This is a genomic window from Bradyrhizobium acaciae, from assembly GCF_020889785.1.
GTDB classification, from domain to species: Bacteria; Pseudomonadota; Alphaproteobacteria; order Rhizobiales; family Xanthobacteraceae; genus Bradyrhizobium; species Bradyrhizobium acaciae.
Window position 1 is genome coordinate 1 of the sequence record NZ_JACMYK010000101.1, and the last position, 26,553, is coordinate 26,553.

The window sequence follows — 26,553 nt, forward strand, 5'->3', positions numbered from 1 at the left end:
GGCCGCTGCAACGCCGGCGCCGGCTGCGGTCGCAGCCGCGTCGAAGCCCGCCACCGCGCCGGAGAATGTCATCGCGCGCGTCGGTGACACCAACATCTCGGCCGATGATCTCCGCAGCTATGTTGCCGCGCTTGCCCCGCGCGAGCAGGCTACACTCGCCAAGGATCCGGCGATGCTCAGCCAGGCGGTCCGGCTGCTGCTTGCCAATCGCCTCGTGCTGCAGGAGGCGGTTGCGAAGAAATGGGATCAGCAACCCGCCATCGCGGCGCAGCTCGAGCGAGCCCGCGAGGGTGCGGTGGTCGAGCTCTATCTGCAATCGGTGTCGACGCCGCCGGCGAACTTCCCGAGCGAGGACGATCTGCAGAAGGTCTATGAGGCCAATCGCGCCGCATTCCTGATGCCGCGGCAATTCCAGCTCGCGCAGATCTTCGTTGTCGCTCCGAAGGACGGCGACAAGGCTGCCGAGGACAAGGCCAGGCAGGAGCTCGACGACGTGCAGCGCAAGCTGAAAGCGCCGGGCGCGGACTTTGCCGCGATCGCGCGCGGCGACAACAACGCGGCCAAGGATGCCGGCGACCTCGGATGGGTTGCGGAGACCCAGATTCGTCCGGAGATCCGCAGCCAGGTGATGGGGCTCGCCAAGAACAGCGTGTCCGAGCCGATCAAGCTCGACGACGGCTGGCACATCATCAAGCTGATCGACACCAAGGCGTCCTACACCCGCACCCTGCCGGAAGTGCGTGACCAGCTGGTGCTGCAGATCCGCTCCGAGCGGTCGACGATGATGCGGCGGACCTATCTCGCCGAGCTGCTGAAGCAGCATCCGCCTGTCCTCAACGAGCTTGCACTGTCGAGCCTGCTCGACGCGTCGAAGAAATAACACGGAGACCAAGATGTCCGAGATCATCACCAAGCTCACGCTCGAAGACCTGCGCGACAGCTTTCAGAACGGCGGCTATCGTGTCGAAACGCTGACCGATCCGGTCGCCAACACGACTTATCTGCGCTCGGCGACAGCGGGATTGGGCTTCGAGATCCGGCCGGGAAACCAGCTGCTCGGTGAGGAGCAGAGCTTTGTCGACGTCATGCTGGTCACGACGCTCCAGGTGCAGGGCGAGCTGCCGCTCGACCTCGTCAACCGCTGGAACACGACGCGGCGGTTCGGGCGGCTGCAGTTCAGCCAGCCGTTCCTGATGTTCTGCCTCGATGTCTCTGTCACCGGCGGTGTGGCGCCGAACTTTGTGCGGGCGCAGATCGAGGTTTGGGACCGGCTGGTTCAGGAGCTGATCGCGTATCTGCGTGAGGAGTTGCCGAAGCTCGCTGCCCGGAGTGGCGCGGCCGCTGCTGCTCCGCAACCCGGTGCGTCCACCCAGCAGCCGGCGCATGAGCGCACCGCGGAAGCGGGGGCGGTTCCCACCATCCAGTAGCCGCGCCGGCGCGCGACGATCAGGACTGCAAGCGACCCATGAATGACGGGGCCTCCACGATGAAGGCGAGCTGCTTCAGCCGACGGCGGAAGCGGCTCGATCCTGCTCGTCACTGGAGCAGCTGCATCGTAGCCGGTAGCCTCGCGCTCGCGCTTGGTCTTGCGCAGCCCGTTCGCGCGCAGGGGGAGTCGCCGGCGCCGTCATTCAGCACGCGCTTTGCCGCGGTCGATACGGCTGAGCCTTCCGCCGACGCGACGGCAAAGCCGCCAGCCGAAGCGGCGACGAAACCGGCCAAGGATATTGCAAGGGATATTGCAAAGGATGCCGGCGGGAAAAATCTCCCGCCGGCGCCCGCGAGCCAGGCCGCGGTTTCGGATGCGCGCATGCGCTATCGCGCGCTGATCGAGAAGGAGGCGGCTGGAACCGGGCTAGCCCCTGAGATCGCAGAGGCCGTTATGGGCGTGGAAAGCGGTTACAATCCCGATGTGATCGGCGGCGTCGGCGAAATCGGCCTGATGCAGCTCCTGCCGTCGACCGCGCGCATGCTCGGCTTTTCCGGCTCGCTTGCCGAGCTTGCGATTCCCGAAAACAACATTCACTTCGGTGTCATGTACCTTGCGGAAGCGTGGCGCCGTGCCGGCGGCGACCTCTGCACCGCGGTCATGAAGTACCGCGCAGGTCACGGCGAGACCCGCTTCTCCTATCTGTCGGTGAACTACTGCGTGGCGGTGCGCGCCCGGCTGTTTGCCCGCGGCTTCCGGGTGACGGGCACCGTGCCGGTCGCGACCTTCGGCGAACCCGGGCGTGGTGGCGCTGGTGGTGGCGGATGTGGCCGCAAATGCCTCGGCGGCGGCGGCCGCATCGGACGCGTCGATCTTGTCGCGCTCAACACGCGGCTGAACGCGCTTGTGATCCAGGCCCGGGGAGGGAAGTAACGAGCGGCCACGCCGCCGTCATTGATATCGCCGGCTTGATATCCCCTTTGGCTTCCTATCGTTTGAAACAGTTCTGGTTCTGCAAGGAGCAGTACCGATGAAAGCATTCATCTTGGCGATCGCCGCTGCCGGATTGTCGGTGCTGCCGGCGCAGGCTCAGACGCAGACGCAGCAGCACACGCCGCTGCCGGAAATTGTCGTCGGCGCGCCTCCGCCGACGGTCAACCTCAACCGCGACACCGGTGGCGGCACCGGCCGGGCTGCGGCAAGAGGTGGCAGCGGCGCTCCCGCCGAGCGCTGCGGCGATGCGGCCTCGCTCGGCTGCATCAACGAGCGGTTGAAGAAGCAGGTCGATCAGGTCAATCCACCCGTGACCAACACGCCGCCGATCGACGCGAAGTCGCAGGATCTCAAGGTGGGCGTGGTCAACGTCCCGGCGGTGCAGCAGCAATATGGTCGCAACTTCGGGGTCTCGGCCTTTCCCTATCGCCCGCCAGCGCCCGTTTTCAGTCATCGATAACGATCGCGCGACCCGACGCCTGCTTCTCACAGATCGTGACGCCGTCACATTTCTGATGATGGGCATGTGGACAATAGAACGTGCAACGGCTTGCTGATTCCATGCGAAAATCCGATGTAACGTGCCCCCATTGCCAGGCCGGCTATCGCCGGATCGAGTTGACGTCGAAGGGCGGCGTCGCAGGCGAGTTTCGATGCCTGGTGTGCGACCACATGATCGAGCTGATGGATGGCTCGACCGATGTTGCGTTTCGGCTGACCGTGCAGCCGGGCAAGACGTCCTACGCCTACTAGAGCGTTTTCGAGCGAAACGGATACCGGTTCGCGTGACGCGTGATCAACGCTGCTGCGGCAGACTGACCTCGTTCCTTCGCGCCTCCTGGCTGCTATCTTCGGCTTCGTCGTCCAATCGCGACAGCATGCCGAGCGCGACCAGTGCCGCGGCAAAGCCCGCGGTGGCGCCGACGCCGAGTGCCCAGCGCGGGCCGAGATGATCGGCGACCCAGCCGACGATCGGTGCGCCGATCGGCGTGCCGCCCAGCGCAACGCCGAGCCGCAGCGCCATCACGCGTCCGCGCATCGCCGGCTCGGTCGAGAGCTGCATCAGCGCATTCGAGGTGTTCAGCACCGTCAACGAGGCGATGCCGATCACGACGAGGGCGGCGGCAAACAGCCAGTAGTTCGGCGCGAGCGCAGCCAGCGTGCAGCCGACGCCGAAGATCGCAGACCCCAGCATCAGCGCGACAAAGCGCGGCTGGTCGCGGGTCGCGGCCAGCAATGCTCCCGACATCGTTCCGATCGCCATCATCGATGACAACAGGCCAAAACCGCGCGCGTCGGTATGGAAGACGCCGACCGCCATGGTCGAAATGAAGATCGGAAAATTCAGCCCGAAGGTGCCGATCAGAAACAGCATGACCAGGGTCGCCCTGAGATCGGGGCGCGACCAGACATACTGAAATCCTTCCGTGATGCCGCCCCTGGTGCGGGGTGCACGCGCATTCGGCCGGAGCTCGGATTTGCGCAGCAGGCTCAGCGACGTCAGCACCGCCATGAAGGACGCCCCGTTGAACAGGAACGCCCAGCCGGTGCCGACCGAGGCGATGAGCAGGCCGGCCATCGCGGGGCCGACCATGCGCGCGGCATTGAATGAGGTCGAGTTCAGCGCGATGGCGTTCGACAGGTCTCGATCGCCGACCAGTTCGGCCACGAAGGTCTGGCGGACTGGAGCATCAAGCGCAGCGCTGCAGCCGAACAGAAACGCAAATACATAGACGTGCCAGAGCTGCACCAGCCCGGTGACGGTGAGAATGCCGAGGATGAGCGACAGCGTGCCCATCGTCGCCTGCGTCGCCATCAGGAGCCGCCGTTGGTTGAAGCGATCGGCGGCGAGGCCGGACCAAGGCATCAGCAGCAGCTGCGGGCCGAACTGCAGCGCCATCACGATGCCGACGGCGGAGGCGCTGTGGTTGGTGAGCTGGGTGAGAACCAGCCAGTCCTGCGCCGCGCGCTGCATCCAGGTGCCGATGTTGGACACCAGCGCGCCGGCCGCCCAGACCCGGTAGTTAAAACTCCCTAATGATCGAAAGATGCGTCTCATGTTCGCTGAGGATCATTCCCGCCGTGAAACCGTCCGAACCGCCGCGCCAGGAACAGGCCGATCAGGAGGCCGCCGAGGCCGAGTGCGGCGATGTCGCTGGTGGTTCGGAGGCCGAAGTCGCCGACGCGGCAGACCAGCAGATATCCGACGGCGAGGTTGAAGAAGCCCCACACGATGTTGACGGTCGATGACGACAGGCCCTCGCCCGGCGGCTTTGCGAACGGGCTCTGGAACGGCTCGCCCATCATGCCGGCGACAACGTGGGGGATGGCGTTGGTGAGGAAGGCGCCGCCGAAGAAGTAGGCGACGAGGTCAAGCCAGTTCATGCGCGTTGGTCCTTTCAAGGAGATCGATGATCGCCTGCGTCGAGCCGGTTTCGCCGAGCCGCGGGAACACGTGTTCGATGCTGTAGTCATGGGCATTCGGCCGCGCATCGGTCATGGCGTCGATCGCGAGCGTGACGTTGAAGCCGGCCTCATAGGCCTGCCTTGCGGTTGATTCGACGCCGGTGCCGGTGGCAACGCCGGCGATCACGACATGGGTGACGCCGCGGGCGCGCAGCCGGGTCTCGAGATCGGTGCTGGCGAACGCGCCCCATGTCCGCTTGGTGACGACGATGTCGCCGGGCTGCCGGTCGAGCTCCGGGATCAGCTCGGTCCAGCCATCGGGAAATGCGCCGCCGGGGCGCGGGCGCTCGGTTCGTCCGGGCGCTGTGCCGTCGACATTGACCAGCGCGATCGGCAGTCGGCGTTGCCGAAACGCCGTGATGAGGTCGCAGGCGCGCGCCACGACGTCGGCGAACGGATGGATGAAGGGTGCGCCGACGAGGCCTGATTGCAGATCGACGACAATGAGGGCGGTGATCGGATCGAGCATCGTCAGGGCCATGATCGTTTCCTTTCAGCCGAAGTCTCTTGCGATCGGCGCGGCGGGCATCAATCCTGGACCAGCCGCTTCAGCAGGCCGACGGCGGCGGCGAGTTCGTCCTGCTCCCGCGCCGACAGCCGCGTGGCGATGGTGCGCGACAGCCAGTCCTGCCGCGCTGCGCGGCCGGTGCGCAGCCGCTCGCGGCAGGTCTCGGTGAGCGACATGATGGTCTGCCGGCCGTCGTCCGGATCGGGCGCGCCGCGAACCATGCCCGCAGCTTCGAGCGCTGCGATCGCCGAGCCCATCGACTGGGGACGCATCCCTTCCGACCGCGCCAGGCTGGACACGGTCGCAGGACCGTCCTTCTCGAGGCGAAGCAGCACCGCGACCTGGGAAGGTGGCAGATCCTCACGCTGGCCCTGCTCGCGAAGCCGGCGCTTCAGCGTTCCGATCAACAATCGGAGGTCCTCGGCGAGCGCGGACGTGCGCCCTGAGCCGGTACGGGCGGGTGAATTGTTCATGTCGGTGAGAATGGCATATATGAAGGTAAACTGTAAAGATTATCTTCGCAGTCTTCCTTCAGATATAAGTGATCGGCGGCGGCGTGGCGGCGCATCGCCAACCACCAGAAAGCCGCAACGGAAAGCTGCCGGATCGCTGGATGGGTATGGTGAGGATCAGGGGCGCGCAGGCGTTGAGCCGATCCCGACGGCTCGGTGCAGATATGAAACGCTGAGCAGGGAGCCGTTGCGTTACCAGATGACGCGTGCGCAAATCAGCGCGAGCGGCACGACAGTAAGACCAATCGGAACCCATCTGCGCATCTCAGCGGGATCGCGGGAATACCGGAATATCTGGATGCAAATGAAGAAGCAGACGGCGGCGCCGATCAGGATGCGGAACAGGTCAGCGGGGGTGTCGTACAAAGTCGCAAAGCTCTCATTCTGGGGCATAGCCACCCGGGCCGTTGTCACCACAACGACCAGTAGAAAGAGCGTCCTTAGAACGAGACCGAGAAACCGCATATGCGTGCCAGCCATCATCTGTTCGAGTCGATATATAGCAGGAATCTGAAGACCAAATAAGCATCTGCACAACTTTGTGCAGTGTGACGGCTTTACGACGACCCGCTCATTCAAAGGGCAAGCCGCAATGAAATTCGGCACGCTCTCCATGGTCATCCTGGGATTGACCATTATCTCGGGCGCCGCAGCCTCCGCGGCATTCCTGGCGCGTTGCCGCGCCGAGGTGCTGCGATCCGAGGAGCTTCCCTATGCCCCGATCGGCTCCTGGCTGCACAAGGCCACCGTTCGGATCACCTATCCGGACGGCCAAACCGTCGATTCGATGTTTGCCAGGACTGCGCGGTGGCAGGCTACGCTCCGCCGGGGCGATCGTTTCCGGTTCGACTGCGAGCGGCTGCGCGATGCGTGGCCCATCGCTCCGCAATAGGGGGATACGGTCATGATTGATCTGATCATCGGCGTTGCCCAGATTGCGCTCGCGCTGGGCAGTCCCGCCGGCCCTGCCGCCGATCGCGCTTGGCGGCCGTCGGTTGTCCGGATCAGGATGGTCTGCGATCAGGACTGCAACTGCTGGCGAACGCGATATCTCGAGCGCCAGCCGATGCCTGCGGGGCGCGACGATCTCGCCTGTTACTCTCCAAGCGGCCGCTACATCGGCCAATACAATGGCCATTACCGCAAGGGGCCGGCGACAGGCGTCGGCTTTGACGACAAGGCCCCCGTCCGTGAATTCCCGTTTCCGTTCTGACCGGTCTGCCTGCTTCGACGAGCCTCGGCCGCGCTCCAAAATTCTGAACGGCGCCTGAACTCGATTTCGGATCGCATCACATTAGATTTGGTTGTGTTGGTGCGCGCGTTTGTCGATGACTGTGTTTGCGCTCACGACGTGGCGTCTCGTCCCCGCGGTGGCTCGCAGAGTTCTTTCCATGAAGCTTGATATCCGACTTGCGACGATCTGCGGATCGATCGCCTTCGCTTGCCTCGCGCAGCCGGCATCGGCCCGGACATGCGAGGCGCCACCGGCGCTGACCTCGGTCGATCCGCCCGGCTTCTATCAGAATGCCAGCGGCTACGCGGAGGCCATCAAGCCGCTCCATGCGTTCATTGCGCAGGTCAACAAGGCGGCCGATGAGCGCGATCCGGATTGCGTCATGGACTTGCTCGCCGGCTGGGCCAGGGGCAATGCGCTGCTGACGATCGGCGCCAACTACCAGGGCGATTTCGAACGCTCCTGGGCCGGGACCGATTTCGCGCTGGCGCTGCTGCGCTTCTCCGCGGTGTCCACCAAAGCGGATCACCGCTTCCAGCAAATCAAGCCATGGCTGATCCAGATCGCCGAGGAGACGCGCGATGCCGATCGCATCAACCACCTCGGCAACAACCTGGTCTACTGGGCCGGGCTCGATCTGATGTCGATCGGCACCCTGACCGATCGCGATGATCTGGTCGAAGCCGGCCTCTCCCGGGCACGTCAGGGCATCCGGGACATCGGGGCGCACGGCGAACTGGAACGTGAATTGAAGCGTGGCGAGCGCGCGCTGCACTACCACAATTTTGCGCTCACCCCGCTGGTGTTCTGCGCCGAACTCGCAAGCCGCCGGAAGATCGATCTCTATGCGGAGAACAATGGAGCGATCGATCGGCTCGCCGCCGTGATCGTTCGCGCCGTCAAGGATGAGCGGAGCTTCAGCTCTCTCTCGCAAGTGCCGCAGCAGCTCTTCCCCTGGACTTTCCAGGGCGACCTTGCCTGGATGGAGCCATACTACGCCCGGTTTCATGATCCGGATTTGTTGCCGCTTCTTCGCGCGAGACGGCCTTTGAACAATCCGCGGCTCGGCGGCAACGTGACGGCGGCCTGGGGCGCGCCGCTGCCGGACTGACCATCGGGCCGGGGTGCCCGACGACATGCGCTCACTCGCTTTCGCTCTCGCTGGTCGCCGGAGCCGCGAAGGTGTCGCGTGCGCGCTTGGTCACGGCCGCATAGCGCGCCGTCGCGCTGAGGCTCATCAGGCCGGCGCGCACCAGTCCGAGGATGGCGCGCCGTGAGTGGAACGGTCCGGTCTTGCTCGCGGCATATCCGCGCGGGTAAAGCTGCAGGCGGCCGACCAGCGCTTCCTGCAATGCCACCTTCTGGGTTGCGCTCAGGCGCCGGCGCGCGCGGGCTTTTCCGCCTCCGCCAACATGCGCAGCTCAATGCGCGCCGATTTCCGTGGCGCAGCCCTCATTGTCAGCTCACACTCCGGTCGACTGGCGCGGCCTTCCGAAAAGCCCGGCGCCGGGCTGGCATCGCCATGGACGCCGGCATATGGCACATCACGACTTGCGCTGTTGCTCATTCCCGAACAGAACCGCATTTCGAGCGGCGGTGGCATCTGACGAAAGTCAGGATCAGTTGTGACGAAAGTCATATTCGTTTGCGGCCGCCACCGGCTTACGCCAGAGTGGGCTGCTCGCTGAGTTGATGGGCAACGCATGATCGATCTGAGCAAGGATTTGCTTGCGGCCGCGGAGGCCAATGTCATCGGTCTCGCCGTCATCGGTGCCGACCGGAGCATGCAGCGGAAAATCGGTGGGCTGGTCGAATGGCTTCCCGCCATTGGTATCGATTGCTGCGAGTGCATGCTGCTGGTCGGCATGGAAGCCGAGTTGGCGGCGCTTGCGAGCGGCCAGCGGGACATGATCGCGCTGGCCGGTGTGCGTGGCGCATCGCCTGACATCACGCAGCCGATGACGGCGGTCGTGCTGTGGAATGGCGCTCAGTCGCATTATTTCGTCATCGCCATGCCGGATTTCGCCGGCCGCCAGGTCGAAACCCTGCTCGGCAGCGAGCGCCGGGCCCGGCGCCTGATGGAGCAGCAGCTCGAGGCGGCGAGTGCGGAGGTGCGTTTTGCCTCGCTGGCGCGGACGCGGCTGCGGCTGGCGCGCGATCTGCACGATACGCTGGTGCATTCGATCGTGGCGCTGCTGACCCAGATCCGGTTGATAAGGCATTATCTGTCGGCCGATCCCGCCCGCGTAGCGGACAGCCTTGCGACTGCGGAAGACGCCGCCGCAAGCGGTCTCGGCCGAGCCCGCGAGGCGATCGCCCGGCTGCGCATGCCCGACGATTGGAAGCTCGATCCCGATGTCGAGGGGCAGCTGAGCGACTTCGCCACACGCAGCGGCGTGAGGGTGTCGATCCAGATCGACGAGGAGGCACGGGCCGGCTTGCGCGACTGCGGCCTGACCGTTCAGCGTATTCTCAGCGAAGCGCTGCGCAATGTTCAGACCCATGCGCAGGCACGCCGCGTCTCGTTTCACGCCTTCGATGAGCCGGCCGCAGTCGGCCGGAAGCTCGTTGTCGAGATCCGCGATGACGGCCGCGGCTTCGATCCCGCGGTGCCTACTCCAGGACATTTCGGATTGATTGGAATGGCCGAATTTGCTGAACTCGTCGGCGGAAGCTGCGCGGTGGAGAGCGCGCCCGGACAGGGAACGCTGGTCCGGATATCGCTCCCCGTGGCGGTGCCGCCGGTAGCATCTGCCGGCGTGCTGGCCGATTGATGTGGTCGCCATGTTGAGGTGGTCGCCGTGCACACCTTCGAGAGGATGATGGAAGCCCGTGAGCAGGATTGAGAAGGTACGGGTGCTGATCGCCGAGGATCAGACGCTGATCAGGGAAGGGATCGCCACACTGCTTGCCCAGCAGAACGACGATTTCGAGATCCTTCCCGGTGCGTCCGACGGCGAGCAGGCCATCGAGTTCGCGCGGCGCTACCGGCCGGACGTCATCCTGATGGACCTGCAGATGCCGCGTGTCGACGGCATCGCGGCGACCCAGCGGATTCTCCGCGAGCTGCCGCAGACCCATATCGTGGTGCTGACGACATTCGAGACCAACGACCTGATCTTCGAGGCAGTGAGCGCGGGCGCCAAGGCGTATCTCCTGAAGGACGCCAGGATGGAGGAGATCGCGTCGACGATCCGCGCCGTGATCAACGGCCAGTCCGGGCTTTCGCCGGGTGTCGCCGCGCGCATCCTCGACGAGTTCAAGCGGCTGCGCGGGCCGCGCATCTCGGCGAAGCTGCCGGTGCGCGACGGGCTGACGGCACGGGAGAATGAAATTCTCACGCTGATCGTCGAGGGCAAGAGCAATACCGAGATCGGCGAGCGGCTGCACTTGGCCGAGGGAACCGTGAAGAACTATGTCAGCACGATCCTGGAGAAATGCCAGGTCAAGAACCGTACAGAACTCGCAATAAAGGCAATAACTTACTAGAAATAATTGCTCTTGTCCGGACAGCCAGGCGGCTGATCTGGCTGAGATTGCTCGCCTTTTTCTGGGCCGCGCCCGCAAAATTGGCTATAGGGTTGGTCTGGATTTGCTTTTGGAATGGCAAGTCCGGATTGCGCAGCTTTGACTAACCAGGGAATGACCATGAAGGGTATCGAGCGCCAGACCAAGGATACGGATGGACTGGCAAACGCGGCGGCCGGTAACGGCGCGGATGCCGCGGCGCATGGCATGGCGGCGATCGATCAGGTCCGCGACCTCCTGTTCGGCGGCGCGCAACGTTCGCTCGAGACCAACCTCACGGGTCTGCGCGACGAGATGCAGGCATCGCTGAAGCAGATGCAGGCGGACTTCACCAACGAGCTCACCGCGCTTTCCGCGCGGCTCTCCGACCTGGAGCGGGATACCGAGCAGAAGCGCCTCGACTCGCTGAAGGATGTCGGTGCGGCCATCACCCAGCTCGGCGCGGCCATTAGCGGATTGGGATCGGGCCGCACGGGCAAATAGCATGGCAGCTGCTGCCGGCCAGAACCGCGAGATCGAGCAGCTCAAGACATTGCTGTTTCAGCCCGAGGCGACGCGTCTGACGTCGCTGGAGGCCGATCTCGATTCGCTGCAGCGCTATGTCGGCAATTCCGATCGCCTGGAGACGGCCACCGCCGGCATTCTGGTCGAGGCGCTGGAGCGCGCCGAGGTCAACCGGCCGCGCGAGCTCGCCACCGCGATTGCGCCGGTCGTGGTCTCCGCGATCCGCAACGAGATCAAGAACTCGCGCGAGCAGATGATCGAGGCGCTCTATCCGATCGTCGGCCGGCTGGTCAGCGCCGCGGTCGCGAATGCGTTCAGGGAACTGGTCGCCTCGCTCGAGCAGCGCATCAATGCGCTGACCTCGGCGCAGCTGTGGGTCGGGCGGGTCAAGTCGCTGGTGACGGGACGTCCGATCAGCGAGTTCGTGCTCGCCGATAGCCCGCCGCAGATCAATCGCCTGCTGATCATCGAGCGCGGCAATGGCCGCCTGATCGCCGACTGGAAGCGCGAGGCGAACCCCGACGAGCGCGCCGATCTGCTGAGCGCGATGGTGGCGGCGATCCTCGAATTCTCCGTGCAGGCGCTGGCCGGCGAGGGCAATCTGCAAACGCTCGATTTCGGCGGACGGCAGCTCGCGCTGCGCGCCTCGCCCCGCTACATCCTGGCGGCGGAATGCCTCGGACCGTTGCGTCCTGCCGACAATGCCAGGATCAACTCGCTGTTCTTCGATGCGATCGAGCGCATCGACCGCGGCGCCGATTGCGATACGTCGATGCTTGCCTCGCTCGCCGCCGCGATCGAGACCGACGACGCACCGCCCACGATCGCGAGCCGGCGCGGCAAGGTGATCCTGTTCGCCGTGCTGGCCGCAGTGGCCGCGCTGTTGCTCTGGCTTGCTGCGACATCGGTGACGCGGGGTCTGTTGGAGCGGCGGACCCATGCGGCGTTGGAGCAGCTCGCTGTGAAGCAGCCGTTGCTCGCCACATTCCCGCTGCGGCTCGACTTCGATCACGGCGGCCGAAGCGTGGCCGTCTCGGGCATCGAGCCGAGCGAGCTCGAGACCGCGCCGTTGATCGAGGCGCTCGCTGCGGCCGCTGCGCCCTACAAGGTCGTCAACCGCATCGGGCTGGTGTCCGCGCCGGAGCAGATGGCGGCATCGCAGGCCGGTATCGCAGGCCTGCAGCAGAGCCTGACGCGCCTGCAGGCGAGCCTAGACCAGATGCGCGAGGCGATGAGCGCGCAGACGAAGTCGGGCGACCAGAAATTTGCCAGGCTGACCGAGCAATACGACAAGCTCGGCGAGCAGTCCGTAAAGCTGGGCGAGGAAGTTGCAAAACTGCGATCCGTGGTCGAAGGCCCGGCGGCGCGGCTAGACCGCTTCATCGCCTCGACCGCGATCTTCTTCGGCAACAATTCGGACGAATTCCTCGACAACGATCAGGCCGAGCCGCAGTTGCGCGAGCTTGCCGGACTGCTGGCGAACAACGATCTCAAGGTGCGCATCGTCGGCTATGCCGATCAGAGCGGCACCGAAGGCACCAACCGGACGCTGGCACGCAAGCGGGCGGAGCAGGTGCAGCGCAGGCTGAGCGCGCTCGGGGTCGACCCGTCGCGGCTGATTCTGGTTTCGCGCGCCGCGACGATGCCGATCACCGACCGGCTCGATGCCACCGTCGGCGGCAATCGCCGCGTGGCATTCGAGACGGTCTATCGAGGCGAAGTGGCGCGCTGATGCTCACCGCAAAAGTCATGCTGCTCGGCGATATGGGTGTCGGCAAGACGTCGATCCTCTATCGGCTGATCTACAACCGGTTCGAGGGCCAGTACAAATCGACGCTCGGCGTCGAGATACTGAGCCATGACGTGACGCCGGCCGACGGCAGCGACCCGATGCGCCTCGTGCTGTGGGACACCGACGGCGATTTCGGCACGCAGATCTTCGACACCGTCTATGTCACCGGCGCCTCCGCGGCAATCATCGTGTCCGACGTCACGCGGCCGCAGACGGTGACCCGGATGGTCGAATTGGTCCGCGGTTTCGAGGAGCGATTTCCGGGGCGGCCCTACCGGGCGCTGCTCAACAAGATCGACCTGCCGGAAGCCGCGGGAAGCGCCGGCCTGATCGCCGAGCTCGCGAAGTCGAGCGTCAAATCGGTCAGTGCCAAGACCGGCGTCGGCATTGCGGAAAGCTTTGTCGAGCTCGCGCAGACCATCCGCCGCCGCCAGCTCTAGTTCAAGAAGCGCAAAGGACGTTGGTGTCAGCCGTCCCGACTTCTCGGGGCTGGCGAATCGGGCCGGGACGGCTGACTTCATCGCACGTGGGGCGTACGATGAAACGCGCGCGACGTGCGGCGCACGGCCGCACGATTCTCCCCATGACTGCACCACGTCGCCCCACACTCCGATAGTGACGATGGTCATCTTCCGCTCGGCCAATGGCCTGCCTATCGTCCGCTCCGTCACCGGAACCAGCCACGACACAAACGGTGTCTCGGGCGCACGGAGTGAGAGACATGAGCATTTTTGGAAGCATCATGGGTGCAATCTTCGGCCACGGCGCCCAGGCCAAGACGCCGGAGAGCAAGACACCTGAGACCACGACGTCGGCTGCGCCCGGCGCATCGCCTGCATCAACGTCCACCGCCGCATCCACGGCGCCCGGCACGCCCGCCGCGCAAACCGTCGACGTCGCGGCGATCGTCGACAAGGCAGCCGCCGCCACCGGCGAGAAGCTCGACTGGCGCACCTCGATCGTCGACCTGATGAAGGCGCTCGGCCTCGACAGCAGCCTTGCAGCGCGCAAGGAGCTCGCAAAGGAGCTGCACTACACCGGCGATACCAACAACACCGCCACCATGAACGTCTGGCTGCACCAGGAGGTGATGGCGAAGCTCGCCGCCAATGGCGGCAAGCTGCCGGCCGACATCAAGACCTGACGATCCGTATCGAGCCGTGCGCGGTGTTCGCGCCCGCACGGCTCCGAGCCATGCGTATTGCGTGAGGAGCAGTTGCGATGACCTCATCTCATCCTGCCATCCTGAACGGGCGGCGCACAGGCGTCGCCGCCGCGTCGATCGGCGCGGGGCTTGGGCTGGCAGCATTGGCGCTCGGCATCACCATCGCCATCGCCCGCGCGGACAATTCCGGCGACGAGCAGCATTCGGCGGATGCGAATGTGCAACGCGCCGCGCAGCTCCCGCCGCCGGCGCGGGTCATTCTGCCCGCACCCTGGGAGCAGGCGACGCCCGCACAGCCGGTCGCAGCGCCGGCGAAGTCGGAAGTTCGCAAATAGCTTCGCAACTTTGCAGCGGCCGGCGATCCCTCGCCGGGCCACGCCACACCTTTTCGGAAGCAGGAGATCACATGCTGAAGGAATTCAGGGAATTCGCCATGAAGGGCAACGTCGTCGATCTCGCCGTCGGCGTGATCATCGGCGCAGCCTTCGGCGCGATCGTCTCGTCGATGGTGGCCGATATCATCATGCCGATCATCGGCGCGGCCAGCGGCGGGCTCGACTTCTCCAACTATTTCACCGCGCTGTCGAAGTCGGTGACGGCGACCAACCTCGCCGATGCCAAGAAGCAGGGCGCGGTGCTGGCCTGGGGCAACTTCCTGACGCTGACGCTCAACTTCCTGATCGTCGCCTTCGTGCTGTTCATCGTGGTCCGCCTCATGAACCAGCTCAAGCGCGAAGCGCCGGCGGCGCCGGCCGAGCCACCCAAGCCGACCAAGGAGCAGGAATTGCTCACCGAGATTCGCGATCTTCTCAAGTCGCGTGCGTAGCGATCGCTGCTTGTATCGTGCGTACTGCCCAGCTCTGGAGTCTAGTTATGCCAGAACAGGTCAAGCTGCCCCGTAAATTGTCGCAGGAGCCCGGTGGCCCGTCCAAGCTACGGCCGAGCCACCGGCGGGTCATCGAGGAACTCGACCGCTGGGCCAACAGCCCCGGCCTGCAGCCGCCGAGTGACGCAGACAAGCACGACGACGACAAGCGCTAGCGCGCGCCAGATGCGACGATTGCTGCTCGCTGCGCTAGTGCCGCTGGGCCGTCGCGATCAGCGCGGTCGAGGGAATCGCAAAACTGTTGCCGACCCGTCTGCTGTCGATCTCGGCGTGGAAGGCGCGGGCGACCGCGGCGCTCTTGTCCGCATCGAGCCCGCTCCAATGCGGCATGAACTCGAACAGTTTGTCGACGTCGCCGGGATTGGCGACATCGAGTTTGAAGTCGTGGGTGATCTCGGCGATGACAGGATCGGTGAAGCCGGCGGCGATGACCGCGGCAGCGAAGCGGCCAGGATCGGCGAGCTCGGCGAGGCCTCTGCATGGCATCGGCGTGACGTTGTCGGGATAGAGCCGCCGGATGATCTGCGACAGCAGCAGATGCACCGCGGCGCCGTCCGCGCTCTTCCAGACGGCGATCGCGACCGTTCCGCCAGGCCGCGTCACCCGCGCCATCTCGCGCAACCCGGCGCGCCAGTCCGGAAACAGCATCACGCCGAACACCGACACCGCCGCATCGAAGGCGGCATCGGGCAGATCGAGCGCCTGGCCGTCCATCTGCCGTGCTTCGATATTCTGCAGGCCATGCGCGCGGACCCGCGCCACCATGCCGGCGGAGAAGTCGATCGCGGTGACGGCCGCGCCGGTGCGGGCGGCAGCAAGCGCCGCTGCACCCGTGCCGGTCGCGACATCCAGCACTCTCGATGACGGGCCGATCGGGAGTGTTGCGACCGCGGCGTCGGCGAACAGCGTCGTGAACGGCTGCGACTGCGCTTCGTAGGCCGTGACCATTTTGTCCCAACGCGCGGGATCGTTGTACGGCAGAGGCTTCGCCTGCTCACTTGACTGCATGAATCTGGTCCTCGAGGCTTTGTTTGTGCTTGGCGAGCCGGCGCTTGAAATCCTTCGCCAGCGCTTCGAGCGTCACGCCGCCGAGCCGCTTCAGGAAGAGCGCCTCGACCTCGCGGAAGGTATCGCCGAGCGCGTCGTTGACGGCCTGTTCGACCAGGCAGCCGGGATTTTCCGAGCGGTGGCCCATCGCCACGATCGTGGGTGCGCCGACCGCGCGATAAATGTCTGCGAGGCTGATGTCTGTGGGGTCGCGCGCCAGCGTCCAGCCGCCGCCATGGCCCTTTTCCGAGCGGACCAGGCCTTGCTCGCGCAGGCCCGCCATCACGCGGCGGACGACCACCGGGTTGGTGGCCATCGCCTGTGCAAGTTGCTCCGACGTCACCGGCTCGCCCGCTCCGATCATATGGAGCAGGCCGTGCAGCACGCTGGATAAACGGCTATCGCGTATCATGTAACTTCATATGTTACATGATAGGGCGAGCGTCAAGAGGGGCGATGCGACGCGGGAACCGTTGGCACTCGTCTGACTTCCCGTGCCGGAATCCTCCACGTCGCCCGTTTAATCCCTCATCGGGGTTTGAGAGGCGGGGGCGCTATCGTGGGCAGTGCGGCGGTTGATCGGATGTTGCTGGATGCGGTGGCGCATGATCGCGCGGGCCGCGCGACGGAGGCCGGCACGCTGTGCGGCGACATTCTGACCGCCCATCCCGACCATGTCCCGGCGCTGCATCTGTCCGCTGTCATCGCTTTCGTGACCGATCGTGCCGACACGCCCTGGTATCCGACCATGCGGCTGTTCTGTCAGGACAAGCCACAGGCCTGGGAACGCGTGCTGGAGCGGATGTCGGACGAGCTTGCGCGTGTCGCCGCCAGCGAACGGGAGTTGCTGCTGCCGGCTCGTTTGGCGCGATGACCTGCCGTCACCCCGCGCTCATTCCCTGCGCGCCGCCGAGCAGCTTGACGTTGAGCCGGCCGCCGTCGAACAGCATCTCGTTGAGCGCGCCGTCGATGTCTTCGGCGGTGACGTCCTGGCCGCCCCCGCGGGCGATGCTGGTCTGGGCGATGCGGCGCATCAGCTCCTTGATGAAGGCGGCGCTGACGCCTTCGGTGCGTTGCACCGCTGCATCAATGACGAGCGGTTCGAGCGGCAGGCCGCGGCCGTAGAGCCGGATCAGCTTGCCGCGCCCGGGCTCGTCGGGCAGCGGCACCTCGATCGCCTGGTCGATGCGGCCGGGGCGACCGGCGAGCGCGCCTTCCAGCTCTTCCGGGCGGTTGGTGGTCAGCACGAACAGGATGTCGCAATCCTCCTTCAGGCCGTCCATCTCGTTGAGCAGCTTGTTGAGCAGGGATTCCTCGCACGGTCCGCCCATGTCCTCGCGGTTGCGCGCAATCAGATCGACATCCTCGATCACGACCATGGTCGGCTGCAGCAGCCGCGCCAGGCTCATATAGGCGCCGAGCAGCCCGACCTGCTCGGCGGTGATGATCAACGTGGTGTGGTTTGGCAGGTTGGTGGCGAGATAGCGGATGGTGTGGGTCTTGCCGGTGCCGGGCGGGCCGTAGAGCAGGATGCCCTTGCGGGTCGACTGGCCGAGCTTTCGCAGCAGATCGCGGCTTTCGACGAAGTCGAGCACGTTGCGGTCGAGCAGCCGCAGCGTCCGGTCCGGCAGGATAACGTCATCGCGCGCGACGGTCGGCAGGCGATGCACGGTCACGCCGCGCGCGCGGCCGCGATAGTCGGCGGCATCTTCCAGCGACAGGATCTTGCCGCGATAGGATCGTGCCGCATGCACGGCCGCTTCCAGCTCCGCAAAGGTCCGCTGCACCAAGGCGTTTCCGGCGGCGCCTGCGGGCACCGCGAGCTCGATCCGCAAGCCCGGCTCGGTCTGATAATCACGATGGTAGCTGAGCAGCACCGCGTAGCGCAGCTCTTCGGTTTGGCATAGCCACAAACCATTGGTCAGGCATTTCACCGACTGGGGCTCGCCGACGTCAACGTCGTGATACTGCGGCGGCGCGATCGGCGGCGCGTTGCGGCTGTTCTCCATGAGCGAGGCAATCGCGAGGGTCTCATAGCGGTGTTGCTCATGAATGCCGAAGAAATGGATCGGCGCATCGAACAGTCGGTCGATCGCGATCTGAACGTCCGCTCGCATGTGACCGGGAAATTGCCGCGACCGGGTCATGATCTGATTGCGCGGCGTCCCGGCAAAATGCCAATCGAGCGCCATGAAGGCATATCTGAACTCCTCGATCGGCAGATTTTCCGAGCTTGTACGCGCGGCGATCAGGCAGTTGCCGCATAGGCAGACTGTCCGGCGGATGAGAAACACGTCGGTCACGGGCTCCAACGCGCCACAGAGATCGCACGGCCGGGCCGCGTCGGCGGCTGACGCGGTGATCAACAATGGATGCCCGTTGCTGCGGATCAGCTGTTGGGCGGACTCGAGCAGTGCCTTGGCCACCGTCGCGGGATAGGGGCCGCATGCGAATCCGTTCTGGGCCTCGATTCGCGCGGTGACGGCAATCGCTTCCTTCCGGGATTTGCCGAATACCGTGCGCAACAGGTTGCGCATGAATTCCAGCGGTGTTTCGTCGTCATCATGAAAGAAGAGCCGGACCGGACCGTCGTCGCTGAACACGTCGTGCATGATCACCTCGAAACGCAATCGGAACCAAAAGAACAAAATAAGAACATCATGGCCGCCGCCCTCCGTCAAGCGAAAGATTCTGCCGTCTCATCCCTGACGTGTGGTGCGCCGATCAGCCGGGAGCGCGCTGCATGCGTAAACGCCGCTCAACACTTGTGACGTTTGTGTTGCGGCAAATGCCAAGACATGGCCGCCACAGCGGCAAACTTCCGACACATCATCGGGGCGAAAAGAGGCGATCCGACATGGCGCGAGCGCGAGAACTGATTCCTTCCGGGGATCTGCCATCGCGCAATGACTTTCAATAAGAGGCCCTCGTGTCGCACACATTTCGCTTTGCGATCCTTCTCGTCCTCACCTTGCTCGTCTCTCCCGCGCTTGCGCAGCCGGGCGCCAGGCCGGCGCCGCCGCAACCCAGTGCCAGCGACACGTTGACGCCGGAGCAGGCCAAGCGCGCGCTCGAGACGTTGCAGGACGACAAGAAGCGCGGCGAGATCATCAACACGCTGCGCGCCATCGCCAATGCCTCGCCGCAGGCGGCCGAAGAGCCGGTGCCCGAGCAGCATTCGCCGATCCCGCTCACCGCGGACAGTCTCGGCGCGCAGCTCCTATTGATGGTGTCCGAGCAGGTCGGCGAGATGTCGCGCGAGGTCGCCGACGTCGCGCGCACGCTGACGCATTTCCCGGCGTTCTATTACTGGTTCGTCCGCACCGCCAACGATCCGCAGGCCTATGGCCTGCTGATCGACATCGCCTGGAAGCTGGCGCTGGTGTTCGGCTGCGCGCTCGCTGCCGAATGGGTGGTGTTCCGCCTGATCAAGCGGCCGGTCGCGTTCCTGGAAGCGCGGCTGCCGCAGACCGCGCGCGTGCCGGTGCAGACGCTCGCGAGCGCTGATCCGCCGTCGTCGGTTGCCGACGTCACCGCGGGGCCGGAGTTGCATCGGCGCCGGCTCAGCCTGGCGCGGGCCTGGCAGTCGCTGGTCCGGCTGCCCTTCGTGCTCGGCCGCCTGCTGCTCGAACTGCTGCCGGTGGTGGTGTTCGGCGGCATCGCCACGGCGCTGCTCGGCACCGAGATCGGCGATCAGTCGACCACGCGTCTGGTGATCCTCGCCGTCGTCAACGCCTATGTGTTCTCGCGCGTCCTGATCTGCGCGGTGCGCGCGCTGGCGGGGCCGTTCGGCCTGTTCCGCGTCCGCGCCGAGACCGCGGCCTATATCGAGATCTGGGCGCGGCGCATCGTCGCCGTCGGCGTCTCCGGCATCGCCTTTGCCAATGTCGCGCTGCTGCTCGGGCTGCATCGCGCCGGCTATGCCGCGCTGATCCGGCTCGTGATGCTGGTCGTGCATCTCTTCGTCGTCGTCATCATCCTGCAGTGCCGCCGGCAGGTCGCCGACGCCATCCGCGCGCCGGCCGACCGCACGGGCCTTGCGGCGCGGACGCGCAACCGCCTTGCGGGGCTCTGGCACGTGCTGGCAATCGCGCTCGATCTCGCGCTGTGGGCAGTGTGGGCGCTCAACATCCGCAACGGCTATTCGCTGCTGCTGCAATATTTCGTCGGCACCATCGCGGTGCTCCTGGTCACCCGTCTCGTCATCATGGTGGTGCTGAGCCTGATCGACCGCGGCTTCCGCATCAGCCCGGACCTGATGCAGCGCTTCCCGGGGCTGGAGACCCGCGCCAACCGCTATCTGCCGCTGCTGCGCAAGGTGGTCACGACGGTGATTGCCCTGATCGGCTTCGTCGCGCTGCTCGAGGTCTGGGGCGTCGATGCCATCGTCTGGTTCTATGGCGGCCAGATCGGTTCCCGGCTGATCTCGGCGCTGGTGACGATCGGCATCGCCGCGCTCGCCGCGGCGGTGATCTGGGAAGTCGCCAATGCGCTGATGGACCGGCAGATCGACACGCTGTCGCGCGACGGGCACTACGCCCGCGCCGCGCGCCTGCGCACCTTCCAGCCGATGCTGCGCACCGCGCTGTTCTGCATGATCGTCGCGGTGGTCGGGCTCACCGCGCTCAGCGAGATCGGCGTCAACGTCGCGCCGCTGCTTGCCGGTGCCGGCATCGTCGGCATCGCGATCGGCTTCGGCTCGCAGAAGCTGGTGCAAGACCTGATCACCGGGCTGTTCCTCTTGATCGAGAACACCGTGCAGGTCGGCGACACCGTCACGGTGTCGGGCCTCTCGGGCGTGGTCGAGAACGTCTCGATCCGCACCATGCGGCTGCGCGCCGGTGACGGCTCGGTGCATGTCGTGCCGTTCAGCGCGGTGACGACGATCACCAATGCCAGCCGCGGCGCCGGCAATGCTGCGGTCAGCGTCAACGTGTCCTACAAGGAGGACACCGACCGCGCCGGCGAGGTGCTGAAGGACATCGTCGCAGGGATGCGTCAGGAGACGGCGTATCGCGCATTCATACGCGGCGATCTCGAACTTTGGGGCGTCGACAAGGTCGACGGCTCGGTCGTGACCATCGTCGGCCAGATCCGCTGTACCGATAGCGGCCGCTGGTCGGTGCAGCGCGAGTTCAACCGCCGCATGAAGCGGCGCTTCCAGGAGGAGGGCATCGAGATCGCCTCGATGGGCCAGACCATCCTGATGCAGCTCCCGCCGCCGTCGGAGCCCGATAGCAACAACGCGCTGCCGCGCCGCGCTGCGGGCTGACCCGGCACGCTCCGCTTTACCTCGCCCCGCTTGCGGGGAGAGGTCGAATTCGAGCGAAGCTCGAATTCGTGTGAGGGGAGTCTCCGCGAGCAGTGCTGTCACCGAATGTGCGGAGACGGCCCCTCACCCCAACCCTCTCCCCGTAAGAACGGGGAAAGGGAGTAAACTGGCTGCGACGCCATCGGCGCGTCTCACGGCTGCGACACGTCTCGCGACTGTGAGACGGCCGCAGCGCTCTTGAGCTCCGCGATCGGCCGCTGCCGGCCGAAATCCGGCCGTTCCCAGCCTTTCCCTGCGATTTCCTCCGCTGGCACAGCGCTTGCTGATTGTCGCGCAATGCGCGGCAAGACGCATTGCATGACTGAACCGTAACGCGAAGAAAGGAAACGCACATGGAGCTTGGCTATTTCACCATGCCCTCGCACCCGCCGGAGTGCGGATTGAAGGAGGGCCACGACTGGGACCTGCAGACGCTGCGCTGGCTCGACGAACTCGGCTATCAGGAAGCCTGGATCGGAGAGCATCACACCGCACCGTGGGAGCCGCATCCGTCGCCAGATCTGTTGGTGGCGCAGGCGCTGCTGCAGACCAAGAACATCCGTATCGGGCCCGGCGGTTTCCTCTTGCCGTATCATCACCCGGCGGAACTCGCCAACCGCGTCGCGATGCTCGATCATCTCTCGAACGGCCGGCTCAATTTCGGCGTCGCCGCCTCCGGCCTGCCGAGCGACTGGGCGATGTTCAATGTCGACGGCATGTCGGGGCAAAACCGCGACATGACCCGCGAGGCGCTCGAGATCATCCTGAAGATGTGGTCTGAGCCGGGACCCTGGACTCATAAAGGCAAGTTCTGGACGGTGTCGAAGCCGGACACGATGTTCGACTTCCTCAAGCCGCACATCAAGCCGTTGCAGGGTCCGCATCCGCCGATCGGCGTTGCCGGCCTGTCGAAGAACTCGGACACGTTGAAGCTTGCCGGCGAGCGCGGCTTCATTCCGATGAGCCTCAACCTCAACCCGGCCTATGTCGGCAGCCACTGGGACTCGGTCGAGGCGGGGGCTGCCAAGACCGGCCGCAAGCCGAGCCGCAAGGACTGGCGGCTGGTGCGCGAGGTGTTCGTGGCCGACACCGATGAAGAGGCGTGGAAGCTTTCGACCGGCGACATGATGGGACGGATGATGGGCGAGTATTTCCTGCCGCTGCTCGGCCATTTCGGCTTCAAGGACTATCTGAAGCATGCGCCCGACGTGCCCGACAGCGACGTCACCGTCGAATATTGCGCACGCCGGAATTGGATCGTCGGCTCGCCGGCGACGGTTACCGAGAAGATCGAGAAGATCTACCGCGAGGTCGGCGGCTTCGGCGTCCTCTGCGTGTTCGGCTTCGACTACAAGCACAAGCCGGAGGCCTGGCATAATTCACTGCGGCTCCTGAAGCAGGAGGTAATGCCGCGGCTCAAGCATCTCGGCGCCGAGTTCGAGAAGGCCGCATGACAGCCGCGCGGGGTGCGGGGCTTGCCTCGCACCCCGCGTTGCCTATCTTAAACGGGGTCTTTTCCACGGGGTTTGCGGCATGACGGTCGACGCACAGGGTTTCAAGCAGGCGATGCGGCATTGCGCCGGCGCCGTGGCGCTGGTGACCGTCGGCTCCGAGCCCGGTAAGCGCACTGGCCTGACCGTGACCTCGGCCTGCTCACTATCGGACAATCCGCCCTCGGTCCTGGTCTGCGTCAACCGTAATGCCAGCGCGCATGAGCGCATCCGCGAGGAGCGCCATTTCGTCATCAACTTCCTGAACGAGGAGCACGCACTGCTGGCGCTGACCTTCTCCGGCCAGAAGGGCGTCAACGGCGACGATCGTTTTGCGTTTGGGCGCTGGACCACGGGCGCGACCGGCGCTCCGGTGCTGGAGGATGCCGTCGCAGCGTTCGACTGCGTCCTGAGCCAGGAGCTCGAGACCAAGACCCATTCGATCTTCATCGGCGAAGTCCAGCATGTCCGCGCGGTCACCACGGTCGACCCACTGATCTATCTGCGCAGCGGCTTCCAGAGCGTCCGCGATATCCACGATCCGATCACGCTCGGCGACGTCGACGCGCGACGTGTGAGCTGGAACGAGTTTTCGTAGAGCCGCGACCGGTCTCTGCTCCGCAGCCTGACGGCAGCTTCTATTTGAGCCACACCAGCAGCGGAACGGGTGCGCGGCCCTCGCAGGACAGCGTGCCCTCGTAATTGTGCGTCTTGCGGGCGCTGTAGGTGCAGGGCGCGCCGTCCAGCACCAGTTCGGCCGTGACCTGCGAATCCGCACCCGAGATTTGCAGCTTGATCTCGCCGGCGCGTTCCTCCGGTCCATCCTGCGCGCAGATGCCCACATGCCTCATCTTCAGCGGCCCGGAGAACTGCCTGCGCGCGTCTGGTCCGCTTTCGGTGAGGTGCCCGGTCAACTCCCATTCGCCGAGCACGCCGGCCTGGCCGATGATCTCCATCGCGCCGAGCGGCGGCACCTGGCAGAGCCACACCGCAACGGTGCCGAGCAAGGCGGCCGCACCGTTGCGCCATGTCATCAGCGGCATCATAGCTTGCTTCCGGTTGTCTGCCGCAATTCGATCAGCTCCGGCCTCGACACGTCGGAATCCGCGGTGAGCCGGGCGATCTGCACCGCGCATTCCTGGGTCTTGGCCTGATCGCCGGCCGCCTTGGCGCTCTTGATCATCCCGAGATAAGCCGCCAGCCGGTTCGGTTCCTTCTTGAGCACGGCCTCATAGGCGGCGAGCGCGTCGGCGGCCTTGCCGCGATCGAGCAGCATCGCCGCGTAGAGTTCGCGCGCCGGCGCGAGCGGTCCGGGGGTGACGGGATGCTTCTCGGTCTTGTCTTCGGCTTCCGCGGCGGCGTTCATCGCGGTGAGCGCCTCGTCGTACTTGGCTTCAGCGTACAGCACCCAGGCGCTCGCGATCTGGTGCTGGATGTCGACGATGTTGGACCAGTAGGCATCCTTTGCGTCCTTCAGTCTGTCGCGCAATTCGACCAGCTTGGCGATATCGGGCTTGGCGGCCGCCGGATCACCGGAGCGCGCGGCGCCGACCGCGCGGGCAAAATAGGTGATGGCATCCGCATAGGCGTATTTGGTCGGATGCACTTCAAGCGCGGCAGCTCCGTTCCAGTCGCCGCGTTCGAACACATAGCGGGCCTGGCTTGCGCCACCGCGAAGGGGCCGGCAAACCGATCCTGCTTGAACTGGAGTTGGCCGAGCTCGTCGACCACCGCGCGCGCCTCCTTGTCCTGGCCCAGCTGCAAATAGGCATAGACCAGATAGTCCATCGCGTGCGCCTGGTCCTGCTGCTCGCCGTCTTCCTTGGCGATGCGGGCGGATTCCTTGTTCGAGGCGATCGACTCCTTCCAGTAGCCGACGCGCGTGAAGATGTGCGACGGCATGTGCTGGGCGTGCGGCGCCTGTTCGGCGATCTTGGCATAGCGCATCGCCGCGGGGAGGCCCTTCTCCGCGAGCGCCGGGTAGTCGTAGAGATGGATCAGATAGTGGGCGATGCCGGGGTGCTCGGGCTGGCGCGTGAAGATCGGTTCGAGCAGCGCCGCGCCTTTCAGCTGATTGGCATAGGTCTTGTCGGATGGCGATGCCGCGACATTGAGCGTGATCGCATAGGCGATCTGCGCCTCGTCATCGTCGGCATAGTGCGTCGCGACCTGCTCTTCGGCCGCGAGGAAGCGCTGCACCCGGGTGCGGTGATCGACCTTGTCATAGTCGACATACATCGTGGCGATCGCATCGATATATTCGCGCTCGCGCGGCGTGCCGGCATTGAGCGCCTGGCCTTTCTTCACGGCCTCAAGGCCGAGCGGAAGGTTCTCGGGTGGCGGCGGCCCGTGCGGATTGTAGAGATAGCTGAGCGCGATGCCCCAATAGGCGATCGCGCATTGCGGGTCGGCCTCCAGCACCTCCTCGAAGGTGCGTCGCGATGCGCTGTACCAGAACGAATGCTGATACAGCATGGCGCGATCGAACAGCTCCTGCGCCTCCGGTTTGCAGGACGTCGCGAAATGAACTTTTCCCAATCGTTGTTCGATAGAATCCGAGGCGGCAGGCTGCGAAATGGTCGCGGCAACCAGGCCAACGATCACAGCGAAGGGAAACCGTGTCATGGGACCCGCTCCGTGGCGTTGAAGGCGAAAGCCGTACGATATCATCTTTCCCGCACGGCCGGAACACGACAGCCATTCTTACGGAGTACCCATGTCCGCGGTGCGAAACCGTTTCTCGAACGAAATATTTGATCTAGCCGTCGAGCCCGATCTTCAACGCCTTGATCTTCCGGTACAAGGTCGCACGGCTGAGATTGAGTGCTTTCGCCGCGTCGTTTACGCGGCCGCCATTGGCACGCAACGCGTCGACGATCGCGGCGCGCTCGGTCGCCGCGTGATCGGCCTCCACATCGCGCGCGGCGAAGGGCGGCAGATCGAGATCGGCCGCGGTGATGACGCCGCCCTCGGCGGTCGCGCCGGCAAGCCGAAGCACGTGGCGGAGCTGGCGCATGTTGCCGGGGAACGGATAGGCCATCAGCAGCGCCCAGGCCTCAGTTGAGACCCGGCAGTGCGGCGCTTCCTCGTCGGCGATCCGCGCAATGACGTCCTTGCGGTCGGCGCGTTCGCGCAACGCGGGCAGCCGGATCTCCATGCCGCGCAACCGGTAATACAGATCGGAGCGGAAGCTGCCGTCTTCGGCCATCCGCGCCAGGTCGCGATGGGTGGCGCTGATCAGGCGGATGTCGACCGGCACGGGCTTCAATGCGCCGAGCGGCCAGACCTCGCGGTTTTCCAGCACGCGCAGCAGCCGGGTCTGCAGCGAAAGCGGCATGTCGCCGATCTCGTCGAGGAACAGCGTGCCGCCGCTGGCCTGCACGATCAACCCCTTCGATCCCTCGCGCCGCGCGCCGGTGAAGGCGCCGGCCTCGTAGCCGAACAATTCGGCATCGATCAGGCTTTCGGGCATCGCCGCGCAATTCAGCGCGACATAGTTGCGGCCAGCGCGATTGCTCGCGGCGTGGATCGCGCGCGCGAACACGTCCTTGCCGGCGCCGGTCTCGCCACGCAGCAGGATCGGCAGATCGAGATTGCCGACCGTCATCAGCCGCTTCACGCCCTTGATCAGTACGGGATCGCGGCCCGCCAGCCGGTGCAGGCCGCTGAACTGTCCCGCGGGCTTTTC

General features: G+C 65.4%; 35 protein-coding genes. 21 read left to right on the forward strand and 14 right to left on the reverse strand.

Translation table 11 applies throughout. The features are described 5' to 3' along the window. The 5 genes from H8A92_RS28785 to H8A92_RS28805 form a co-directional block, all read left to right on the forward strand. On the forward strand, positions 1–880 hold an 880-nt coding region (locus H8A92_RS28785; RefSeq protein WP_229198894.1), incomplete at its 5' end, for a peptidylprolyl isomerase. Positions 881–893: 13 nt separating this feature from the next. Beyond that, complete coding sequence (locus H8A92_RS28790) at positions 894–1,427, forward strand: YbjN domain-containing protein (protein ID WP_229198895.1); 534 nt, start codon at positions 894–896, stop codon at positions 1,425–1,427. Positions 1,428–1,465: 38 nt separating this feature from the next. After that, on the forward strand, positions 1,466–2,362 hold the full coding sequence (locus H8A92_RS28795) for a lytic transglycosylase domain-containing protein (RefSeq protein WP_233285665.1): 897 nt from the start codon (positions 1,466–1,468) through the stop codon (positions 2,360–2,362). A gap of 97 nt (positions 2,363–2,459) precedes the next feature. Next, positions 2,460–2,882, forward strand: coding sequence for a hypothetical protein (locus tag H8A92_RS28800; RefSeq protein WP_229198896.1), 423 nt, complete (start codon positions 2,460–2,462; stop codon positions 2,880–2,882). A 101-nt stretch (positions 2,883–2,983) separates the two neighbouring features. Continuing rightward, entirely contained in the window at positions 2,984–3,175 is a 192-nt protein-coding gene (locus tag H8A92_RS28805; protein ID WP_021079523.1) for an MJ0042-type zinc finger domain-containing protein, read from the forward strand. 43 nt (positions 3,176–3,218) lie between these two features. Here H8A92_RS28805 and H8A92_RS28810 read toward each other — a convergent pair whose 3' ends face one another. The 5 genes from H8A92_RS28810 to H8A92_RS28830 form a co-directional block, all read right to left on the reverse strand. Next, the gene (locus H8A92_RS28810; protein ID WP_229198897.1) at positions 3,219–4,481 is read right to left on the reverse strand and encodes an MFS transporter; all 1,263 of its coding nucleotides are present in this window, start codon (positions 4,479–4,481) and stop codon (positions 3,219–3,221) included. Then, on the reverse strand, positions 4,478–4,807 hold the full coding sequence (locus tag H8A92_RS28815) for a hypothetical protein (protein WP_229198898.1): 330 nt from the start codon (positions 4,805–4,807) through the stop codon (positions 4,478–4,480). The genes H8A92_RS28810 and H8A92_RS28815 overlap by 4 nt, the downstream gene beginning before the upstream one ends. Then, positions 4,794–5,369, reverse strand: a complete 576-nt coding sequence (locus H8A92_RS28820; RefSeq protein ID WP_229198899.1) for an isochorismatase family protein — start codon at positions 5,367–5,369, stop codon at positions 4,794–4,796. Before H8A92_RS28820 ends, H8A92_RS28815 begins: the two co-directional genes overlap by 14 nt. A gap of 47 nt (positions 5,370–5,416) precedes the next feature. Further along, positions 5,417–5,869 carry a MarR family winged helix-turn-helix transcriptional regulator gene (locus tag H8A92_RS28825; protein ID WP_229198900.1) on the reverse strand — a complete coding sequence of 151 codons (453 nt, stop codon included), beginning with the start codon at positions 5,867–5,869 and terminating at the stop codon, positions 5,417–5,419. A 231-nt stretch (positions 5,870–6,100) separates the two neighbouring features. Then, positions 6,101–6,388, reverse strand: coding sequence for a hypothetical protein (locus H8A92_RS28830; protein WP_229198901.1), 288 nt, complete (start codon positions 6,386–6,388; stop codon positions 6,101–6,103). A 112-nt stretch (positions 6,389–6,500) separates the two neighbouring features. Between H8A92_RS28830 and H8A92_RS28835 the strand changes: the two genes are divergently transcribed. From H8A92_RS28835 to H8A92_RS28845, 3 genes are all read left to right on the forward strand, one after another. Beyond that, a complete protein-coding gene (locus H8A92_RS28835; protein WP_229198902.1) occupies positions 6,501–6,800 on the forward strand; it encodes a hypothetical protein in 300 nt (99 codons plus the stop codon). 12 nt (positions 6,801–6,812) lie between these two features. Further along, positions 6,813–7,121 carry a hypothetical protein gene (locus tag H8A92_RS28840; RefSeq protein WP_229198903.1) on the forward strand — a complete coding sequence of 103 codons (309 nt, stop codon included), beginning with the start codon at positions 6,813–6,815 and terminating at the stop codon, positions 7,119–7,121. A 178-nt stretch (positions 7,122–7,299) separates the two neighbouring features. After that, positions 7,300–8,253 (forward strand): alginate lyase family protein, encoded by a 954-nt coding sequence (locus tag H8A92_RS28845; protein ID WP_229198904.1) that lies wholly within the window; start codon positions 7,300–7,302, stop codon positions 8,251–8,253. A gap of 31 nt (positions 8,254–8,284) precedes the next feature. Here H8A92_RS28845 and H8A92_RS28850 read toward each other — a convergent pair whose 3' ends face one another. Both H8A92_RS28850 and H8A92_RS28855 read right to left on the reverse strand, forming a co-directional pair. After that, positions 8,285–8,500 (reverse strand): hypothetical protein, encoded by a 216-nt coding sequence (locus H8A92_RS28850; RefSeq protein ID WP_229198905.1) that lies wholly within the window; start codon positions 8,498–8,500, stop codon positions 8,285–8,287. Between the two features lie 14 nt (positions 8,501–8,514). After that, the gene (locus H8A92_RS28855; RefSeq protein ID WP_229198906.1) at positions 8,515–8,781 is read right to left on the reverse strand and encodes a hypothetical protein; all 267 of its coding nucleotides are present in this window, start codon (positions 8,779–8,781) and stop codon (positions 8,515–8,517) included. 64 nt (positions 8,782–8,845) lie between these two features. Between H8A92_RS28855 and H8A92_RS28860 the strand changes: the two genes are divergently transcribed. From H8A92_RS28860 to H8A92_RS28900, 9 genes are all read left to right on the forward strand, one after another. Further along, complete coding sequence (locus H8A92_RS28860) at positions 8,846–9,916, forward strand: sensor histidine kinase (RefSeq protein ID WP_229198907.1); 1,071 nt, start codon at positions 8,846–8,848, stop codon at positions 9,914–9,916. Between the two features lie 58 nt (positions 9,917–9,974). Continuing rightward, positions 9,975–10,631, forward strand: coding sequence for a response regulator (locus tag H8A92_RS28865; protein WP_163154551.1), 657 nt, complete (start codon positions 9,975–9,977; stop codon positions 10,629–10,631). Between the two features lie 114 nt (positions 10,632–10,745). Beyond that, positions 10,746–11,153 (forward strand): hypothetical protein, encoded by a 408-nt coding sequence (locus H8A92_RS28870; protein WP_229198908.1) that lies wholly within the window; start codon positions 10,746–10,748, stop codon positions 11,151–11,153. Between the two features lies 1 nt (position 11,154). Beyond that, positions 11,155–12,906 (forward strand): OmpA family protein, encoded by a 1,752-nt coding sequence (locus H8A92_RS28875; RefSeq protein ID WP_229198909.1) that lies wholly within the window; start codon positions 11,155–11,157, stop codon positions 12,904–12,906. Further along, complete coding sequence (locus H8A92_RS28880; RefSeq protein WP_229198910.1) at positions 12,906–13,406, forward strand: Rab family GTPase; 501 nt, start codon at positions 12,906–12,908, stop codon at positions 13,404–13,406. The genes H8A92_RS28875 and H8A92_RS28880 overlap by 1 nt, the downstream gene beginning before the upstream one ends. 281 nt (positions 13,407–13,687) lie before the next feature. After that, the gene (locus tag H8A92_RS28885) at positions 13,688–14,110 is read left to right on the forward strand and encodes a DUF3597 domain-containing protein (RefSeq protein ID WP_229198911.1); all 423 of its coding nucleotides are present in this window, start codon (positions 13,688–13,690) and stop codon (positions 14,108–14,110) included. A 77-nt stretch (positions 14,111–14,187) separates the two neighbouring features. Further along, a complete protein-coding gene (locus H8A92_RS28890) occupies positions 14,188–14,466 on the forward strand; it encodes a hypothetical protein (protein ID WP_229198912.1) in 279 nt (92 codons plus the stop codon). Positions 14,467–14,537: 71 nt separating this feature from the next. Further along, positions 14,538–14,957: a large conductance mechanosensitive channel protein MscL gene (gene mscL, locus H8A92_RS28895; protein ID WP_050419983.1), complete on the forward strand. Its 420-nt coding sequence runs from the start codon at positions 14,538–14,540 to the stop codon at positions 14,955–14,957. A 47-nt stretch (positions 14,958–15,004) separates the two neighbouring features. Further along, positions 15,005–15,172: a hypothetical protein gene (locus tag H8A92_RS28900; protein WP_229198913.1), complete on the forward strand. Its 168-nt coding sequence runs from the start codon at positions 15,005–15,007 to the stop codon at positions 15,170–15,172. Positions 15,173–15,206: 34 nt separating this feature from the next. On the opposite strand, the gene H8A92_RS28905 is transcribed toward H8A92_RS28900, so the two are convergent. Further along, positions 15,207–16,025 carry a class I SAM-dependent methyltransferase gene (locus tag H8A92_RS28905; RefSeq protein WP_229198914.1) on the reverse strand — a complete coding sequence of 273 codons (819 nt, stop codon included), beginning with the start codon at positions 16,023–16,025 and terminating at the stop codon, positions 15,207–15,209. After that, on the reverse strand, positions 16,012–16,476 hold the full coding sequence (locus H8A92_RS28910) for an Rrf2 family transcriptional regulator (protein ID WP_163154563.1): 465 nt from the start codon (positions 16,474–16,476) through the stop codon (positions 16,012–16,014). Before H8A92_RS28910 ends, H8A92_RS28905 begins: the two co-directional genes overlap by 14 nt. Positions 16,477–16,647: 171 nt before the next feature. Here H8A92_RS28910 and H8A92_RS28915 point away from each other — a divergent pair, with 171 nt between their 5' ends. Continuing rightward, positions 16,648–16,938, forward strand: coding sequence for a hypothetical protein (locus tag H8A92_RS28915; protein ID WP_229198915.1), 291 nt, complete (start codon positions 16,648–16,650; stop codon positions 16,936–16,938). 7 nt (positions 16,939–16,945) lie between these two features. Here H8A92_RS28915 and H8A92_RS28920 read toward each other — a convergent pair whose 3' ends face one another. Next, entirely contained in the window at positions 16,946–18,676 is a 1,731-nt protein-coding gene (locus tag H8A92_RS28920) for an ATP-dependent Clp protease adaptor ClpS (protein WP_229198916.1), read from the reverse strand. A 317-nt stretch (positions 18,677–18,993) separates the two neighbouring features. Here H8A92_RS28920 and H8A92_RS28925 point away from each other — a divergent pair, with 317 nt between their 5' ends. The 3 genes from H8A92_RS28925 to H8A92_RS28935 all read left to right on the forward strand — a co-directional run bounded on the left by H8A92_RS28925 (position 18,994) and on the right by H8A92_RS28935 (position 23,463). Then, positions 18,994–21,336 carry a mechanosensitive ion channel domain-containing protein gene (locus H8A92_RS28925; protein ID WP_229198917.1) on the forward strand — a complete coding sequence of 781 codons (2,343 nt, stop codon included), beginning with the start codon at positions 18,994–18,996 and terminating at the stop codon, positions 21,334–21,336. Between the two features lie 392 nt (positions 21,337–21,728). Further along, positions 21,729–22,829 carry an LLM class flavin-dependent oxidoreductase gene (locus H8A92_RS28930; protein WP_229198918.1) on the forward strand — a complete coding sequence of 367 codons (1,101 nt, stop codon included), beginning with the start codon at positions 21,729–21,731 and terminating at the stop codon, positions 22,827–22,829. Positions 22,830–22,908: 79 nt separating this feature from the next. Further along, positions 22,909–23,463, forward strand: a complete 555-nt coding sequence (locus H8A92_RS28935; RefSeq protein ID WP_229198919.1) for a flavin reductase family protein — start codon at positions 22,909–22,911, stop codon at positions 23,461–23,463. Positions 23,464–23,503: 40 nt separating this feature from the next. On the opposite strand, the gene H8A92_RS28940 is transcribed toward H8A92_RS28935, so the two are convergent. The 4 genes from H8A92_RS28940 to H8A92_RS28955 form a co-directional block, all read right to left on the reverse strand. Next, complete coding sequence (locus H8A92_RS28940) at positions 23,504–23,908, reverse strand: hypothetical protein (RefSeq protein ID WP_229198920.1); 405 nt, start codon at positions 23,906–23,908, stop codon at positions 23,504–23,506. Then, positions 23,908–24,354 (reverse strand): hypothetical protein, encoded by a 447-nt coding sequence (locus H8A92_RS28945; RefSeq protein WP_229198921.1) that lies wholly within the window; start codon positions 24,352–24,354, stop codon positions 23,908–23,910. The genes H8A92_RS28940 and H8A92_RS28945 overlap by 1 nt, the downstream gene beginning before the upstream one ends. Then, positions 24,339–25,490 (reverse strand): hypothetical protein, encoded by a 1,152-nt coding sequence (locus tag H8A92_RS28950; RefSeq protein WP_229198922.1) that lies wholly within the window; start codon positions 25,488–25,490, stop codon positions 24,339–24,341. The genes H8A92_RS28945 and H8A92_RS28950 overlap by 16 nt, the downstream gene beginning before the upstream one ends. Before the next feature lie 133 nt (positions 25,491–25,623). Then, a partial coding sequence (locus H8A92_RS28955; RefSeq protein ID WP_229198923.1) for a sigma-54 interaction domain-containing protein occupies positions 25,624–26,553 on the reverse strand: 930 nt, incomplete at its 5' end.